Source organism: Salinivibrio sp. IB868, assembly GCF_001995655.1.
GTDB lineage: Bacteria > Pseudomonadota > Gammaproteobacteria > Enterobacterales > Vibrionaceae > Salinivibrio > Salinivibrio siamensis.
The window spans coordinates 451,590-467,308 of the sequence record NZ_MUEW01000001.1 but is presented as its reverse complement, the minus strand read 5'-3'; the positions used below and the strand labels follow the sequence as shown (position 1 = coordinate 467,308).

The window sequence follows — 15,719 nt, the reverse complement described above, 5'->3', positions numbered from 1 at the left end:
ATTTTCATCAGGGCAGAGAGACCACTTCCTTTCACCAGACGATGGTAGTGTTTATAGCGAAAAACATCAGTATTACCATCCTATATTTTTAAACCTTGTTCGTTCAAACACCTACTATGACATGTTTTTGGTTGATACGGATGGTCATTTGGTGTACACGGTAAAAAAAGATGAAGACTATGCAACAAATCTAATCCATGGCCCATGGAAAGACTCTTCTCTTTCAAAACTTTTTAGTAAAATAAATAATGAAAGAAAGCCTGGTGAAGTATACTATTCAGATATTGATTTTTATGAGCCCAATAATAACATGCCCTCGAGTTTTATAGGGATTCCTGTTTTTGATAGAAATGTTAATTATATGGGCGCGTTAATCTTTCAGCTTCCTATTGAACCTATAAATAAAATCATGCAAGTGACGGCGGGAATGGGAGCCACTGGCGAATCCTATTTAGTCGGCTCTGATTTTTTAATGCGAAGTGACTCCAGGTTTTTAGAGCACAATAATATACTGAAGACTAGAGTGGACACTGTGCCATCAAGAGATGGTTTACAAGGTTCATCAGGAAAAGGGTTATTTACCGATTACCGAGGGCGACGTGTGTACTCCGCTTATGCACCTATCTCTTTCAAAGGCGTTGAGTGGGTGATGATTGCCGAAGTCGATCAAGATGAGGTGTTCCAGCCTGTATCGGAAATGAGTCAAATATTCCTGTTTACTAATCTTATCGTTTTTGTGTTTGTTGTTTTTTCGGGGTATTTATTAGGTGTTAGTATTTCAAACCCGATTAGGACAATGACAAGTACAATGCTACGGCTAGCAAAAAATGACCTCTCGACTAACGTTTACATTAGTAAGCGTGAGGATGAGATTGGCCAAATGGCGAAAGCACTTGTTGTATTTAAAAATAATGCTGAGAAGCGAGAAGAGTTAAAGTCTCAGTTAGAACACTTGGCTAACCATGATAATTTGACAGGATTGGCCACTCGTGATTTCGCGATGAAAAAATTGGAGGTTATAACTCAAGCATCAAAAGAAAAAGGTAATTATGTTTCTGTAGTTTTTGTTGATCTAGATAATTTTAAAAAAGTAAATGATAGTTTTGGGCATCAAACAGGGGATCGACTTTTGTGCGACGTAGCTAAGACGTTAACGGAGTCAGTCCGACAAACTGATGTTGTGGCGAGGATTGGTGGAGATGAGTTTTTGCTTTTATTAGCCAACATGCCTGATTACAATGCTATTAAACTACTAGTCGATGAAGTGATGTCATCAGTAAGAATGACGCTGTCTCACTCTGACAAGTTCAGCTTTGTCTCGTTAAGTGTTGGTGTTTCTATCTTTCCAAATGATGATAACAGTATAAACGGGCTGGTTGCGAAAGCTGACAAAGCGATGTATCGAGCCAAAAGCAATGGAAAGAATCATTACTGTTTTTGGAATGAGCAAGATGATATCGATGAATAGGACTAAAATATCGTCGATGTACATATTATGGTGGATACGCAGATCCCCCGTTTTTTAAATTCAAAGGCATTGTTCTTAACAAGATTGGTTGGCAATCACGTCATAGTGGAACGTAGCCTTAGGGTTACGTTCGCCGATATGAATATTCCATTGCCATCACGTCCACCCTCTACCCTAAGAGGGAAGTTATTAATATAAGTATACAGCGCCGCTGCTGCTCGCGCTGTTATTCTGTTGGTCACTATTGATTCCGGAAGACGCGCTGTCTTCTCTGCGAGAGCCAATCGCTAATACGTCTCCATTGGCGGATAGAGAAGCAACAAATCCGAATAAATCGCTTGCCTCAGTATTGGGTGGCTTGATGTAAGATTGTTGTACCCAGGTGATTCCATCTCGCTCAAACAGATAGACCGCGCCGCTATCTGCCGCCGACGTGTCGTTCTCATTACCGTTAATTCCAACCGTTGCACTTTTTTCACCAACGGCGGCTATCGCTAATACATCGCCATTTGAACTCATTGATTGATACCAGCCAAAGACATTGTTTGCATCAGTATTAGATGCTTTTAAGTAAGCTTGTTGGCTCCATGTGGTACCACTTCTTACAAAAACGTAAGACGCTCCGCTAGAGGGTGCTGAGTTATCCATTTGCCCGTTGTTGATCACCGAGGAGCCACTACTCTCAAGTGGTGCGCCTATTGCCAAGGTGTTCCCATTTGCAGATAGTTCGACTGATGCCCCGAAAGAATCATTGGATTCGGTATTAGAAGCTTTGAGATACGCTTCTTGGCTCCAGCTATTTCCATCGTGATTAAACACGTAAACCGCACCACTACCTGTGGCAGCATTATTACTTTCATCTCCGTTGATACCTGTTGCGTCACTGTCCTCATAACGGGCGCCAACTGCCAATGTATTGCCATTGTTGGAGAGTGCGATGCTGTAGCCAAATTGATCTGATGCGCCAGTATTCGACGCCTTTATATATGTGTCTTGTGACCATGTATTGCCACTATCGCGATTAAATATATAAACTGCACCGCTCCCACTGAAAGATGTGTCAGCTTGATTGCCATCGATACCTGTTGTATTGCTGCTTTCCTTGTAAGCACTGACAGCCAGTCGGTTTCCGTCAGCACTTAACGCAAGGCTCCAGCCAAATTCATCGTTTGAGTGGGTATTTGATGCTTTTAAATAGGCTTGTTGACTCCAAGTGTTATTATCGCGAGTGAATACATAGGCAGCACCACTGTTTGTACTCGATTCATCGTTTTGAGTACCGTTGACACCCGTTGCTGCACTATCTTCCCCTGGTGCGCCCACCACAAGAGTACTCCCATCTTCTGATAAACTGAGACTATGACCAAAAATATCATCAGTGTCAGTGTTTGAAGCTTTGATATACGCCTCTTGTTGCCAAGCGTGATTCACATACCTAAATATATACACAGCACCAGATGATTGTGTTGCGTTGTTGGTTTGGTTGCCATTAATTCCTGTTGCATTACTACTTTCATTAATGGCACCAATTGCAAGCGTCTCTCCATCTTTTGATAGCTCAGCGAAATAACCAAACTCATCGCTAGCATCTGTGTTGGAGGCTTTAATATAACCAATAGCATCCTTTAGTTCGCTCTGGTTCACAGTATAGGTCGATGAGTCTGTGCAGCCTTTATCGTTGCACGCGGAGAGGATGTATTCAGCATTGGCGCTAGTGGGTAGAAACTTTTCAAGCTCGTAGGTTGTTACATTGTTAGAGATGGTAGCGATTTGGGTAAATCCTGAATTACCATCGGAATTTTCATAAAGCAGGTACTGATTCTCATTCGAGAGGTCATCCCAGTTAAAAGCAAATGTTTTGGTTTGTTGTGGCGTCATCGATAAGTGAGGCGCTTTAGGCACCGTAAGGCCAAACCGGGCAATCACGGAACAATCCGAATAAATAGGGGCTGTGATGTATATATCACCAGTTAGCTTTCCACCACACGTGCTGTCCACTTTATCCAGCTGATAGCCGTCGAACGGTGTTAAGGTGAAACGCTGGCGCGCACCTTGACCAACGTCCAGAGAGGTTGAAGGCGCAATGGAACCACCACCGCTAGTGGAGGAAGTAATCGTAAAATTTGTGTCTCCAGTGTCATCATTGCAGCTCTTTAGTGCAAAGAGAGCAAGTACAACAACACCAAAAGCCCATCCTGGAGCCATACTTCGACTTCCCTGTACTTATCAGCCGGTGATCATCGTGACCACACGTCGTAACGCTACCTTACTCTTGTTTATAAAACATGTGCTATTGGGTTGCAATTGACTTAGGGCATTTATAAGTCGGCACGAACAGATAAGCTGCCGTTACTCACACATTTTCTTTCTAGCAGGAAAAAGCGAGAGAAGGCGGGTATTTTCTCCTTCTCACGCTTAGTTCAAAAATATCTAGCTTGGCTCAAAAATAGTGTGTTGGATTTGGTTTACTTCATTAACTGTAGTTTGGCGATTAAGTCTTGAGTGAGCCTAAACTTTACGAGGGCGGCCGTTTTCATCAATGGCGACATAATTAAAGGTCGCATGGCTCACTTTGCTGCGATCGCCTATCTCATCATGACTGACGGGCTTAACCCAGACCTCAAGCTCAATGGTAATCGAGGTATTGCCGATACGTTGGCACGTCCCGTAGCAGCAAACCACATCGCCGACACTGACGGGCGATTTAAATGTAATGTCGTTGACAGAGACAGTGACAACGCGTCCACCAGAAATCTCTTTGGCGAGAATCGCGCCGGCTAAATCGAGCTGGGACATGATCCAACCACCAAAGATGTCCCCATTGGCGTTGGTATCGGCGGGCATTGCTAATGTACGAAGCAGCAGTTGGCCACGTGGGCAGTTGTTTTTATTGTCAGGCATGGTTCTCTTCACATCTTATCGCAAAGGGGGCATGCACCCCCTTTTTTATAGAACAGATAAGAATTGTGACCGCTAACACAGCATTTGGGCAAGTTTTTATTGGTCTGAGTTGCTCTCTTTGGGCATATGGCGATAGATATACACCCCAGTTGCAATCATAAACAGGAAGGTCAGGATTAAAGTGCCGAAGACCTTAAAGTTCACCCAGGTATCAAGCGGCATACTATAAGCAACATAAATGTTCACGCCGGCTAATAGGGAAAAGAACCCAACCCAGGCCCAGTTAATGGTGCGCCACACGCGTTCTGGCAGTGTAATCTCTTTGCTGAGCATATTCTTAATCAAAGGCTTACCCATCGCCTCGGACACCGCCAAGCCAATGGCGAATAAGACATACACAATGGTGACTTTCCACTTGATGAAGTTGTCATCGTGAAAAAATAGCGTCATGCCGCCAAATATGGCGACCAGAACGGCGGTGATGATTTGCATCTTTTCAACGCGTTTATACAACGCCCAAACCAGCACAACTTGCACTAGGGTGGCGATGATCAGTGCACCTGTTGCCATATAAATATCGTAAAATTTGTATAAGGCAAAAAAGATAATTAAAGGGATAAAATCAATCAGTTGTTTCATAACGCCGCCGCGTAACTAGGTGTATTTAAGCTAAGTATGTACGCAGTGTACCCAAATGCGCAGAGAGGGGAAACGACAAGGCGGAGAGAGAAAAGATAACAAGGTAGGCGCCTTGGCAGGGGGGTTGCCAAGGCGCGTTTAAGATTAAATCCAATCCCAGCCGAACACCAGTAGCATCAGTATCGGGCAGATAACACGAACATAGCCTGGCCAGATCTTCCAAAACCAGGTTTCACCGAGCTCAGGGCTGCCTTGCACCAGTTCTTTCAAGATTTCATTGCGGTGCCATAGCCAGCCTGCAACCAAAGCAAACAGCAGGCCAAGGATAGGCTGTGCGTACTCGGTGGTGACGGTAACCACCAAGCCAAACAGATCGCCAAAGTTGTAAACAATCACCGCCGATGCAATGGTGATAAGGCCGCCAATCCACCATACCGCTTTCTCTCGTGATTGACGGAATTCCTCAGTAGCACAGGCTACAGGTACTTCAAGCAATGAGATGGCTGAGGTGAGGGCGGCAATGACCATCAGCAAGAAGAAGGCAAAACCGACAAAGATGCCCGCTGTTCCCATGGTGTCGAACATGGCAGGGAGGACACTGAATACCAGTGTGTCACTGCTGAGAAGCGCGCCTGCATCGCTGTAGATAGCCACGCCATTGTGTTGGGCAACAAACATGGCAGGCATGATCAATAGCCCCGCAATAAAGGCGATGCCCGTATCCAGCAGTGCTACTTGTGCAGCGGTTTTAGGAATGTTGGCGGTTTTGGACAAATACGAGCCGTATACCATCATCACGCACACACCCAGAGAGAGTGAGAAAAACGCTTGCCCCATGGCACTCACGACCAGCCCCGGCGAGAGGTGCGACATATCTGGGATCAGGTACATCTTCAGCCCTTCCATCGCGCCAGGCTGAAATAAAATGTAAACCACCATGATCACGAACAGTAAAAAGAGGACGGGCATTAAACGTGAGGACCAACGTTCGATCCCGTTGGCAATACCATTACGGACCACCAAAATCGTCGGCACCATAAAGCACAGCATTAATGCGAGGTTACGGGTCTCGCTAAATGACTCTAACCATGCTGCCGCATCGGTAAAGCCTATTAATGCAAGTAAGGGAGAGACCATATAGCCCACCAACCAACCGGCCACGATGGTGTAAAAGCTTAAAATGCCAGTCGCGCCGAGTAAGCCGACTAATCCAAGTAACCGACCAATCCATTTTTGTCCACCGGATACGGCTGACAGTGAGCGAACGGGGTTGGCATTGCCATAGCGTCCAATAGTGAGTTCTGCTATCAAAAGGGGATACGCTAGGACAAAGACCATCAGCAAGTAAATAAACAGAAAAACGGCGCCGCCGTTTGAGGCTGTTTGCGTGGGGAAACCCCAAATGTTGCCGAGCCCAATCGCAGAGCCGGCTGCCGCCAAGATAAACCCTAATCGGGATGAAAATTGTGCGCGTTGTGTGTTTGCCATACCTACTCGATATCGTATTCGATAATTAATTGATTTTTATGGGCGCATACTCAGTTGCTCCCGTCAGGTGCTCGCTCATTGTGTAAACTAATTATTACACTATGAGACGAGTGGTTCCCTCTACAAAGACTCGTAAGTAAACCAGTTTATGCGTAGAATTTGAAGATCATGCCGTACGTAATGCCATCATATCGCCACATTTCCCCATATTCTCTCTCCGTGTGATTACTTAGTGTGCATCGATAAGGTGAATCCGCTGCCTATAGTGAGTATCACAGTGGCTTTCTCTATCGCAATTATTGATTTAACACATTGTTAACATTACTGCTTTGGGTCACGTTAAAATGCACTTTAAGGTGCACTTAACATTACATTGGTGTGGCATTTATCACGATTTTTACGCCGCTTGTCTTTTTCTAAAGACAAATCATGGCTTGCACCGAGTGGCAAGCTAGGCAGAATAGAGAAAGCGAGAGAACACGCTTTCGTCAGTTATTATTAAGGTGTGCAATTAGGCATGGAAAAAGTCTACGAGATCGTAACCTTACTGTTGCTCCTGGTCTATTGGTTAACCATTGCTGGGGTGACAGTCCGAGTGGTATTCAAGCGCCGCGCGCTGGGAGTATCGATCGCTTGGTTAATGATCATTTATATCCTCCCGATCGTGGGGGTGATTGCCTACCTGCTATTTGGCGAACTTAACCTTGGTAAGACGCGTGCAATGCGAGCAAAAGCGATGTTTGAGCCATATCGTCAATGGCTGCTCAGTTTGCAGGCGTGCCCTGCACATCGTCCTCAGCATATCAATGAACAATCTCACCATGTCAATCGACTCTGCCATGCCCGAATTGGTGTGCCGGAGCTCACCGGCAACCAGCTGGCGTTGCAAACAGAACCGGCCGATATTCTTAAGTCGATCGCGCTTGATATTCGCCAAGCGCAAAAAAGCGTCGATATGGTGTTTTATATTTGGCATCCCGGCGGCCATGCTGATGAAGTTGCGCAGGCGGCCTGCGATACGGCCAAACGTGGGATCCCCGTGCGTATTATGCTGGACTCTGCCGGCAGTAAAGTTTTTTTCCGCAGCAAATGGCCACATGCAATGCGTGAAGCCGGCGTTGAGCTGATTGAAGCTCTTGCCGTGAATCCATTTCGGATGTTCTTCCGTCGCCTTGATATTCGCCAGCACCGCAAGGTGGCGATCATTGATAACCATATTGCCTATACTGGCTCGATGAACATGGTGGATCCTCGCTTTTTCAAGCAGGACGCGGGGGTCGGGCAATGGGTGGATGTAATGGTGCGGGTCTCGGGCCCTACGGTACCCGTTCTAAGTAGCGTGTTTGCGTGGGATTGGGAGGTGGAAACTGGGCTACGCGACTTGCCGTCATCGCCAGAGTGTTTGCTGATTGAAGATCACCAACATGCCAATCACGCGGTGCAAGCTATCCCGTCTGGACCTGGCTTGCCAGAAGGGATGATTCAACAAGTGCTGACTCTGGCTATCCATCAAGCAGAGAAGAGCATTGTGATCACCACCCCGTACTTGGTGCCAAGTGAAGGTCTGATGGTGAGCTTACAAACGGCCGCGCAGCGTGGGGTGTCAGTCACTCTGATTATTCCCGAGAAAAATGACTCCTTGATGGTGGAGTGGGCGAGCCGCTCGTTTTTTGAGGATTTAATGTCAGCAGGGATAGAAATCTACCGCTTCGGTGGTGGGTTATTACATACCAAATCCGTGTTGGTCGATGAGCAGTACTGCCTCGTGGGTACGGTTAACCTTGATATGCGCAGTTTATGGCTGAATTTTGAGCTCACGCTGACCGTCGACGATCCCGAGTTTTGTGCGAGTATTCATGCGCTACATCGACACTATTTGGCACAATCGACCCGCATTAGTGCGGACGCTTGGCAACAAAGACCGGTCTATCATAAGCCGATTGAGCAGTTCTTTTACATGTTTAGCCCGCTGTTGTAAGGGGTGCTGAGTCGCCGGGCGAATTCATTTACCGTATGCAGTATTATTGAATAAGTATTTGTTTTTGCATGGGGTGATGCAACAAGAATGTAACCATCTATGATCTTAAGCAATACAAAGCTGGATAGTCCTCCATCCCTTATGGCTAAGCACTATAATAGGGAGTGCCCCAAGTCGAGTGATAGGAGGCTAACATGTCTATCCATTCACGTAGTTATACCTTAAACACCACTCCCGCGCGTCAAGCGCATGTGCGGGTGATCCCCAATGGCAATGTGACGGTGCACATCGCCGACGAGGAAAGCCCTCATCTCGCTGAATTTGATGAAGTGACGTTTCAGCGCAAAGGAAAAATCACCCAGTTATTGGCTGAGCATATTGAGCCTGGCAAACACGATAATTGGGCGTTACCTTTGAACCATCGCGATGCCAACGAGCTCGCGACATTGATCGATCAAGCTCAAGAAGAGTTTGAGATATTAATGCGCGACCTGAGCTAACACCCTGACCCACCAGTGCGTTCACTGGTGGGTCTTTTTTATCTTCATGACGTGTGGTCTGATCGTATTGACTCCCCCTGTCTCAATTATGCGAATTATCAATAAACCCGCTTGTTAGCACTGTTCAATATGCATCCTTTTGAAGCACACTAGTCGCAAGTCCGCCACACACGTGGCGAGATGCTAACAGGTGGCTCATTCTGGGCACGCAATACGCTTGGTCAGGGTGTGTCTGGTACGCAACCTAAACCTGTTTTTGTTGAGTGGTAACGGTTGAGCGACAGCTGGTAAACACAACCGTAGAGACGTAAATGGTGAGCGATGAACATACAATCATGCCCAACCTATATAACGGTATTTTGCGCGTCGACGCGCGTACTCATTCCCTTCGTGGTGGTATTTGTCTCTGTGCTCGCATTAGACAGCGCACAAGCTTCACTTCGTCTTCCTGTATCTCTGACCCTCACGGTGGGCGATGCGGAGCGTATCACGTTTGATCGCCAACAATTAGATAGATTGCCCCACATCGATATCAGTACACACACGCCTTTTACCGCCGGGTTGCAAACCTTTCGAGGAGTCAAACTATCAACATTGCTTGAAGCCGCCAATGTCTCGCACTATCAAGCATTGACGCTTCATGCGATGAACCGCTATCAGGCACGTTTACCACGGGATGTGGTAACACGCTATCAGCCCATTATTGCGTTTGAGCGCAATGGTAAACCGATGACCATTCGAACATTAGGGCCACTTTGGTTGATTTACCCTTTGGATGATTACCCGCAACTGCAATCCGATCGCTACTACGAGACGATGGTTTGGCAGTTAACAGACATTGAGGTTGAGCCTTGAGGAGGCATGAATGATGAGAAGTAAGCAATTGAAGATCATGCCTGCTAAGCGCGTGATCTTGGTTGGCTGTATCGCCTTAATGGCAGTCGGCGTGGTGTTGACGACGCACAAGATAACCAGCTTATCGGATCGGTTAACCAGCAGCCAAAGCAAACTTGTATGGTACATGCTTAGCTTGTCCAAAGAGTACGATGCACTGATGACGTTGCTGGCACGCTATCAAGGCGGAAAGAGCAGTTTTGATAATGTGGCGGTGCAGCATGAGATCTTGTGGAGCCGCTTTCCTGTCGCGATCAATATGGCTCGCGAACAAACCGCATCACAGCCCAATCCTAGGATGTTGCTTAACGCGATATATCGCGATCTTCAGGCGAGCGAAGCTAGCTTCTATGCCTTACGCTTTTCTACACACAATATTGGTGACGTGATGGCGCGCTATCGCCAACAGCGGCAACAGCTGGAAGACTACTTTGCGCAGACACTGTCATTGCCAGGCAATGGTTATCGAGAACACACACGGCTTCTTAATCAACTTGGGCAGCTGACCACCATGATGACATTGGGGATGATGGCGGTTGGTGCGACGGTTCTGCTGCTTATCGCGCATGACGCGAAACGTTACTACAAACTCGCCCGAGAGGATCAACTGACTGGCCTGAATAATCGACATTGGCTGTTTGATGCCTTGAACCACCGCTTTGCGACCTCGACAGAAGGGGTGGCGATTTTAGTGATCGATTTGGATGGTTTTAAGGCGATAAACGATACGCATGGGCATGATGTGGGTGATGTGTTTTTGCGCACACTGGCAAAGCGCTTTGCTGATGAACTCCCTAGTCATGCCGTTATCGCGCGATTAGGTGGCGATGAATTTGCGGCGATAATTCCCTATCAAGAGGCAAATATGCCTGGTGAGATAGCGACGACACTGGTCAACATTGCGCAGCGACAATCGGTATTGCTTGGCCACCGGTGCAAAGTGTCAGCCAGTATTGGCCTGGCATTCGGGCAAAATAACATCAGTGGTGAAAGGCTACTGAGGTATGCGGATACGGCGATGTATGCGGCAAAACATGGCGGTAAAAACCAATATCGTGTTTACCATGACGCGATGCAAGCATCTAACCACCGACTGCACAGTCGTGGCGCGCGTCGACCAGCGCTGGAGAGCGACGACAGCAATGAAACACAGACTGATCAGGGGGATGCGTTTAAGGTTTCGCTCGCGACAATCCGCCAAATCAGTAAACCTAATGCGCGTGAATGACACTATCGCGAGCGTTAATAGGTGGGTGACGTGAAATGGGCAGGCAATTCTGCCCATTGTGGTAACTGGCGCCGTTTTATTGTTGCGTCGCCGCTTTCATTTCATGGACAAACTGCGTGAGCGTATGGAGCATCGTAGGTACATCATGTTGATGGTGCTCGATGATCTTCACCACCGCCGAGCCAGAAATGGCGCCTGCCGCCCCGGCGCTAATTGCCGCTTTGACTTGCTCAGGGGTCGAGATGCCAAAGCCAAGCAGCGGACGCGGTGCTTCATGATGATGCAAGGTGCCGAGTAAATGCTCAACCGGAGCCCCTGCTTTGGCTTCTGCCCCTGTGACGCCGGCGCGCGACACCAGATAGGTATAGCCACGACCGAGCTCCGCCACCTTAGCTAAGGTTGCATCGTCTGCGTTGGGTGGCGCAATAAAAATCGGATCAATACCATGCGCTAGCGCTTGTTCGCGAAATGGCGCAGATTCAGCAATTGGCACATCTGCCACGAGCACCGAATCGACACCCACTTCCGCACACCGGCGGTAAAAAGCGTCAACACCACGTGCGTAGACGAGGTTAGCGTACATCAGCAGCCCAATCGGCACGTTAGGGTGTTTTTCGCGTATCGCTGCCAACATTTCAAAGCAGGTATCGGGGGTAGTGCCAGCCGATCTTGCTCTAATGGTTGCATCCTGAATGGTCGGGCCATCAGCCAATGGGTCGGAAAACGGCATGCCAAGCTCCAGCGCGTCGGCACCGCCCTCAACCAAGGCATCGACCACGGCGAGTGATTGTTCTGGATTTGGATCCCCCAAGGTGACAAAAGGAACAAAGGCACCTTGCTGTTTGGCATCCAGATTTGCGAACATCGCTTGATATCGAGTTGATGATGCCATCATGACAGCTCTCCTTTGCCTTCTAAAATGTCATATACAGTAAAGATATCTTTATCACCACGTCCGGATAGATTGACCACCAAAAGCTGCTCTTTTTCAGGATCAGCGGCAATCATTTTTTGGGCTTGAGCCAGTGCATGGGCAGATTCTAGCGCGGGAATAATACCTTCGTTGCGCGCAAGAGCTTGAAACGCTTCTAAGGCTTCATCGTCGGTGACCGCCGGATATTCGGCGCGACCAATGGCGTTAAGGTGCGCATGCTGTGGCCCCACAGACGGGAAGTCCAATCCGGCTGAGACTGAATACGACTCTTCCACTTGACCATATTCATCTTGCATCAATGGGGATTTCATACCGAAGAAAATACCGGGTTTGCCGTGCTTTAAGGGCGCGCCGTGTTGATCGGTATCGAGTCCTTTGCCCGCGGGCTCAACACCAATTAAACGCACGTCTTTGTCATCGATAAAGTCAGCAAACATGCCAATGGCGTTTGAGCCACCGCCCACACAGGCGATTACCGCATCCGGTAAGCGACCTTCTACCTGCTGAATTTGCGCACGGGTTTCCTCACCAATAATACGCTGAAATTCGCGCACAATGGTCGGGAAGGGGTGCGGGCCCGCTGCGGTACCGAGCAAATAGTGGGCGGTATCATAGTTGGCTGACCAGTCGCGCATCGCTTCGTTACATGCATCTTTTAACGTGGCAGAGCCCGCATGTACTGGAATCACAGTGGCACCCATCAGCTTCATTCGAAACACATTAGGACTTTGGCGCTCAACGTCTTTGGCCCCCATGTAAATGCGGCATTTCAGCCCCAGTAGCGCACACGCCAGTGCGGTCGCCACACCGTGTTGGCCGGCTCCGGTTTCGGCAATGATCTCTGACTTGCCCATACGCTGGGCAAGCATCGCTTGGCCCAGTACTTGGTTGGTTTTGTGCGCCCCGCCGTGCAGCAAGTCCTCGCGCTTAAGATACAGCTTGGTGTTCGTCCCCTTGGTGAGGTTACGACAAAGCGTCAACGCGGTGGGTCGTCCGGCATACTCTTGCAGCAGGCGGATAAAATCGTCTTTAAATTTCGGGTCGTCTTGGGCATCAATAAACGCCTGTTCGAGCTGATCAAGCGCAGGCACTAGAATTTGGGGCACATACTGACCACCAAATTCGCCAAAATACGGGTTAAGCTTGCTCATAATTATCCTTTTACGTCTTTAACTGGGGCCGAGATACGTTGACTGTCTTGGCGACATCTATCCTCTCAGCTAAATTATCTCGGGAAATCAACCATCTCGGAAAATCAACTATCTCGAAAAATCAATAGCGGCGAAGGGCGCGGAACGCCGCTTGTAACTTGTTGGCATCTTTCACGCCGGGCGCATGCTCGACGCCGGAGTTAAAATCCAGCCCAAGGCACCCTTGTTCAGCCGCTTTGGCCGCATTCTCGGGGGTGAGCCCGCCGGCAATCATGACTTTGTCTTTGGCGGTTTTAGGGATCAGGTGCCAATCAAAGGTTTTACCCGTGCCGCCAGATTGTTGGCCGACTCGGCTGTCGATAAGGTGGCGGTCAGCATTCACACCGTCTAAAGCCGGTGCGACATCAGAGACACCGTGCGCTTTCCAAATTTCACAGTGCACAGGGAGCTTCTCACGCAATGCTTGTAGATACGCTGCGTCTTCATCACCATGCAGTTGCACCGCGTGAAGGCTGAGCTGTTGTGCGTACTCAGCCACGGTATCTAGCGCATGATTTTGGAACACGCCCACATAGCGCAGCGGCGCGCCTTGCTGGACGCGCTCGGCCACGGCGGGTGTGACAGCACGCGGCGAGTGCTCAACAAAAATAAGTCCGCCGTAGACAGCGCCAGCGTTATAGGCGGCGAGGGCATCGTCGGCGGTAGTAAGCCCACAGACTTTATTTTCTCCCAAGATCACTTTACGTAGCGCGAGGGTAAGATCGGGCTCTGCCATTAATGCACTGCCAATTAAAAAGCCATCCGCGTGGTGGGCAAGATCGCGCACATGACGGTGGCTATGAATACCACTTTCTGAAATCACGATCGCTTTTTCGCCCACTTGTGGTGCTAAACGTTTGGTGCGATCGCGATCGATGCTTAAATCACGCAAATTCCGGTTGTTAATGCCAATCACCACCGCCCCTAAGGCATTGGCACGTGCGAGCTCGTCTTCGGTGCTCACTTCGGTAAGCACGCCCAGCTTTAGCGACTCGGCTAAATCGGCCAGCTCGCGGTATTCGGCGTCGTCGAGTACTGACAGCATCAATAAGATCGCATCGGCTTGATAATGACGCGCGAGGTAAACCTGATAAGGGTCGATAATAAAATCTTTGCAAAGCACAGGCGCATCGACTTGTTCGCGCACGATCGGCAAGAAGTCAAAACTGCCCTGAAAGTGGTCCTCGTCCGTCAGGACTGAAATGGCCGCGGCAAAGGGTCGGTAGGCACGGGCAATACTGGCTGGATCGAAGTCTTCTCGAATCAACCCTTTTGAAGGTGAGGCTTTTTTGCACTCCAAGATAAACTGTGAGCCCGGCGCGGCCAGTGCAGCACGAAAGTCACGATCACTGGGCGTCAGTTGGTCGATAAAGCTGTCCAGCGGCTGAGTGCGCTTACGCGCGGCCACCCAGCGTTTTTTGTCATCGACAATGCGGCCTAAAATAGTGTCGTTGAGGGCTGAGGTGGTCATACTGCGCTCCTTTGTGCTAACGCTTGCATGATGGTGTAAGGCTTGCCCGACGCCATCACGTCCAAGGCCTGTTGTGTGTTTGCTTTCAAGTCTTCTTGTCCGAATAAGCGTAGCAATAGTGCCACATTGACAGCTACTGCCGCTTGCTGGGCGTCTGTGCCTTTACCTTGCAAAATCGCGCTGATCATCGCTCGGTTCTGCTCCGGCGTGCCCCCAGCAATGCTATCCAGCGGATATTGAGATACACCAAAATCGCTAGGGGTTAAGGTGTAATGCTCGATGTGGGTCGGGGTGATTTCTGCCACCGTTGTGGGGCCGTGGATAGCCACTTCATCCAGACCGTCACCGTGAACCACGGCCGCGCGTGTCATATTGAGGTTTTGCATGGTTTGTGCAATTGGCGCAACTAAGGCTTGGTCGTACACGCCCATCAGCTCAATGCGAGGTTTCGCTGGGTTAATTAACGGCCCAAGCAGATTAAAGATGGTGCGTGTTTTCATTGCTTGGCGTACGGGCATCGCGTGTCGTACGCCAGTGTGATATTGCGGCGCGAATAAAAAGCAAACGCCCAGATTATCCAAGGCCTCGCGGGCGTGGTCGGCAGGCATCGCCAAATCAATGCCAAAGGCGGCGAGTAAATCCGATGAGCCCGATTTGCTCGACACCCCGCGGTTACCGTGTTTGGCCACTTTAACGCCACAGGCGGCGGCGACAAAGGCGGCCGTGGTTGAAATATTAATGGTGTTCGCGCCATCGCCTCCCGTCCCAACGATATCGGCAAACGGATAACTGGGGCGGGGGAAAGGTTCGGCGTTGTCGGTGAGTGCTTTTGCTGCGCCCGCGATTTCTTCAGGCGTTTCCCCTTTAATCTTCAATGCGGTTAACGCAGCCGCTAATCGTGCTGGCTCGAGTTCACCCTGAATGATCGCACTAAACAGCTGCTCGCTTTGTGCTTGGCTGAGTGACTGTTGTTGGTAGAGCGTCTCTAGTAGTTGATCCATCACTGTACTTAACCTCGGTATTTGTCT

Annotated in this window: 13 protein-coding genes; 5 read left to right on the top strand and 8 right to left on the bottom strand. The window is 49.0% G+C overall.

The genetic code is table 11. The features are described from left to right. A partial coding sequence (locus tag BZG20_RS02035) for a diguanylate cyclase (RefSeq protein WP_131825337.1) occupies window positions 1-1,468 on the top strand: 1,468 nt, incomplete at its 5' end. Between the two features lie 189 nt (window positions 1,469-1,657). Here the strand turns inward: BZG20_RS02035 and BZG20_RS02030 are convergent. The 4 genes from BZG20_RS02030 to BZG20_RS02015 form a co-directional block, all read right to left on the bottom strand. Then, window positions 1,658-3,673: an FG-GAP repeat protein gene (locus BZG20_RS02030; RefSeq protein WP_077577964.1), complete on the bottom strand. Its 2,016-nt coding sequence runs from the start codon at window positions 3,671-3,673 to the stop codon at window positions 1,658-1,660. Between the two features lie 303 nt (window positions 3,674-3,976). After that, window positions 3,977-4,369 carry an acyl-CoA thioester hydrolase YciA gene (gene yciA / locus BZG20_RS02025; protein ID WP_046073443.1) on the bottom strand — a complete coding sequence of 131 codons (393 nt, stop codon included), beginning with the start codon at window positions 4,367-4,369 and terminating at the stop codon, window positions 3,977-3,979. A gap of 96 nt (window positions 4,370-4,465) precedes the next feature. Further along, window positions 4,466-5,008: a septation protein A gene (locus tag BZG20_RS02020; RefSeq protein ID WP_077577963.1), complete on the bottom strand. Its 543-nt coding sequence runs from the start codon at window positions 5,006-5,008 to the stop codon at window positions 4,466-4,468. Between the two features lie 144 nt (window positions 5,009-5,152). Further along, a complete protein-coding gene (locus BZG20_RS02015) occupies window positions 5,153-6,496 on the bottom strand; it encodes a sodium-dependent transporter (protein WP_046073441.1) in 1,344 nt (447 codons plus the stop codon). 517 nt (window positions 6,497-7,013) lie between these two features. Here BZG20_RS02015 and cls point away from each other — a divergent pair. The 4 genes from cls to BZG20_RS01995 all read left to right on the top strand — a co-directional run bounded on the left by cls (window position 7,014) and on the right by BZG20_RS01995 (window position 11,096). Continuing rightward, window positions 7,014-8,474: a cardiolipin synthase gene (cls, locus tag BZG20_RS02010; RefSeq protein WP_046073440.1), complete on the top strand. Its 1,461-nt coding sequence runs from the start codon at window positions 7,014-7,016 to the stop codon at window positions 8,472-8,474. 194 nt (window positions 8,475-8,668) lie between these two features. After that, window positions 8,669-8,974 carry a hypothetical protein gene (locus tag BZG20_RS02005; RefSeq protein ID WP_046073439.1) on the top strand — a complete coding sequence of 102 codons (306 nt, stop codon included), beginning with the start codon at window positions 8,669-8,671 and terminating at the stop codon, window positions 8,972-8,974. Between the two features lie 321 nt (window positions 8,975-9,295). Then, window positions 9,296-9,829, top strand: a complete 534-nt coding sequence (locus BZG20_RS02000) for a molybdopterin-dependent oxidoreductase (RefSeq protein WP_052707999.1) — start codon at window positions 9,296-9,298, stop codon at window positions 9,827-9,829. Window positions 9,830-9,839: 10 nt separating this feature from the next. After that, the gene (locus BZG20_RS01995) at window positions 9,840-11,096 is read left to right on the top strand and encodes a GGDEF domain-containing protein (protein WP_077577962.1); all 1,257 of its coding nucleotides are present in this window, start codon (window positions 9,840-9,842) and stop codon (window positions 11,094-11,096) included. 76 nt (window positions 11,097-11,172) lie between these two features. Here BZG20_RS01995 and trpA read toward each other — a convergent pair whose 3' ends face one another. The 4 genes from trpA to trpD form a co-directional block, all read right to left on the bottom strand. Next, window positions 11,173-11,991 carry a tryptophan synthase subunit alpha gene (trpA, locus tag BZG20_RS01990; protein ID WP_077577961.1) on the bottom strand — a complete coding sequence of 273 codons (819 nt, stop codon included), beginning with the start codon at window positions 11,989-11,991 and terminating at the stop codon, window positions 11,173-11,175. Further along, window positions 11,988-13,181: a tryptophan synthase subunit beta gene (gene trpB, locus BZG20_RS01985; RefSeq protein ID WP_077577960.1), complete on the bottom strand. Its 1,194-nt coding sequence runs from the start codon at window positions 13,179-13,181 to the stop codon at window positions 11,988-11,990. Before trpB ends, trpA begins: the two co-directional genes overlap by 4 nt. Window positions 13,182-13,302: 121 nt before the next feature. Continuing rightward, complete coding sequence (gene trpCF / locus BZG20_RS01980) at window positions 13,303-14,691, bottom strand: bifunctional indole-3-glycerol-phosphate synthase TrpC/phosphoribosylanthranilate isomerase TrpF (RefSeq protein ID WP_077577959.1); 1,389 nt, start codon at window positions 14,689-14,691, stop codon at window positions 13,303-13,305. Next, complete coding sequence (gene trpD / locus BZG20_RS01975; RefSeq protein WP_077577958.1) at window positions 14,688-15,692, bottom strand: anthranilate phosphoribosyltransferase; 1,005 nt, start codon at window positions 15,690-15,692, stop codon at window positions 14,688-14,690. Before trpD ends, trpCF begins: the two co-directional genes overlap by 4 nt. Between the last annotated feature and the right edge of the window lie 27 nt (window positions 15,693-15,719).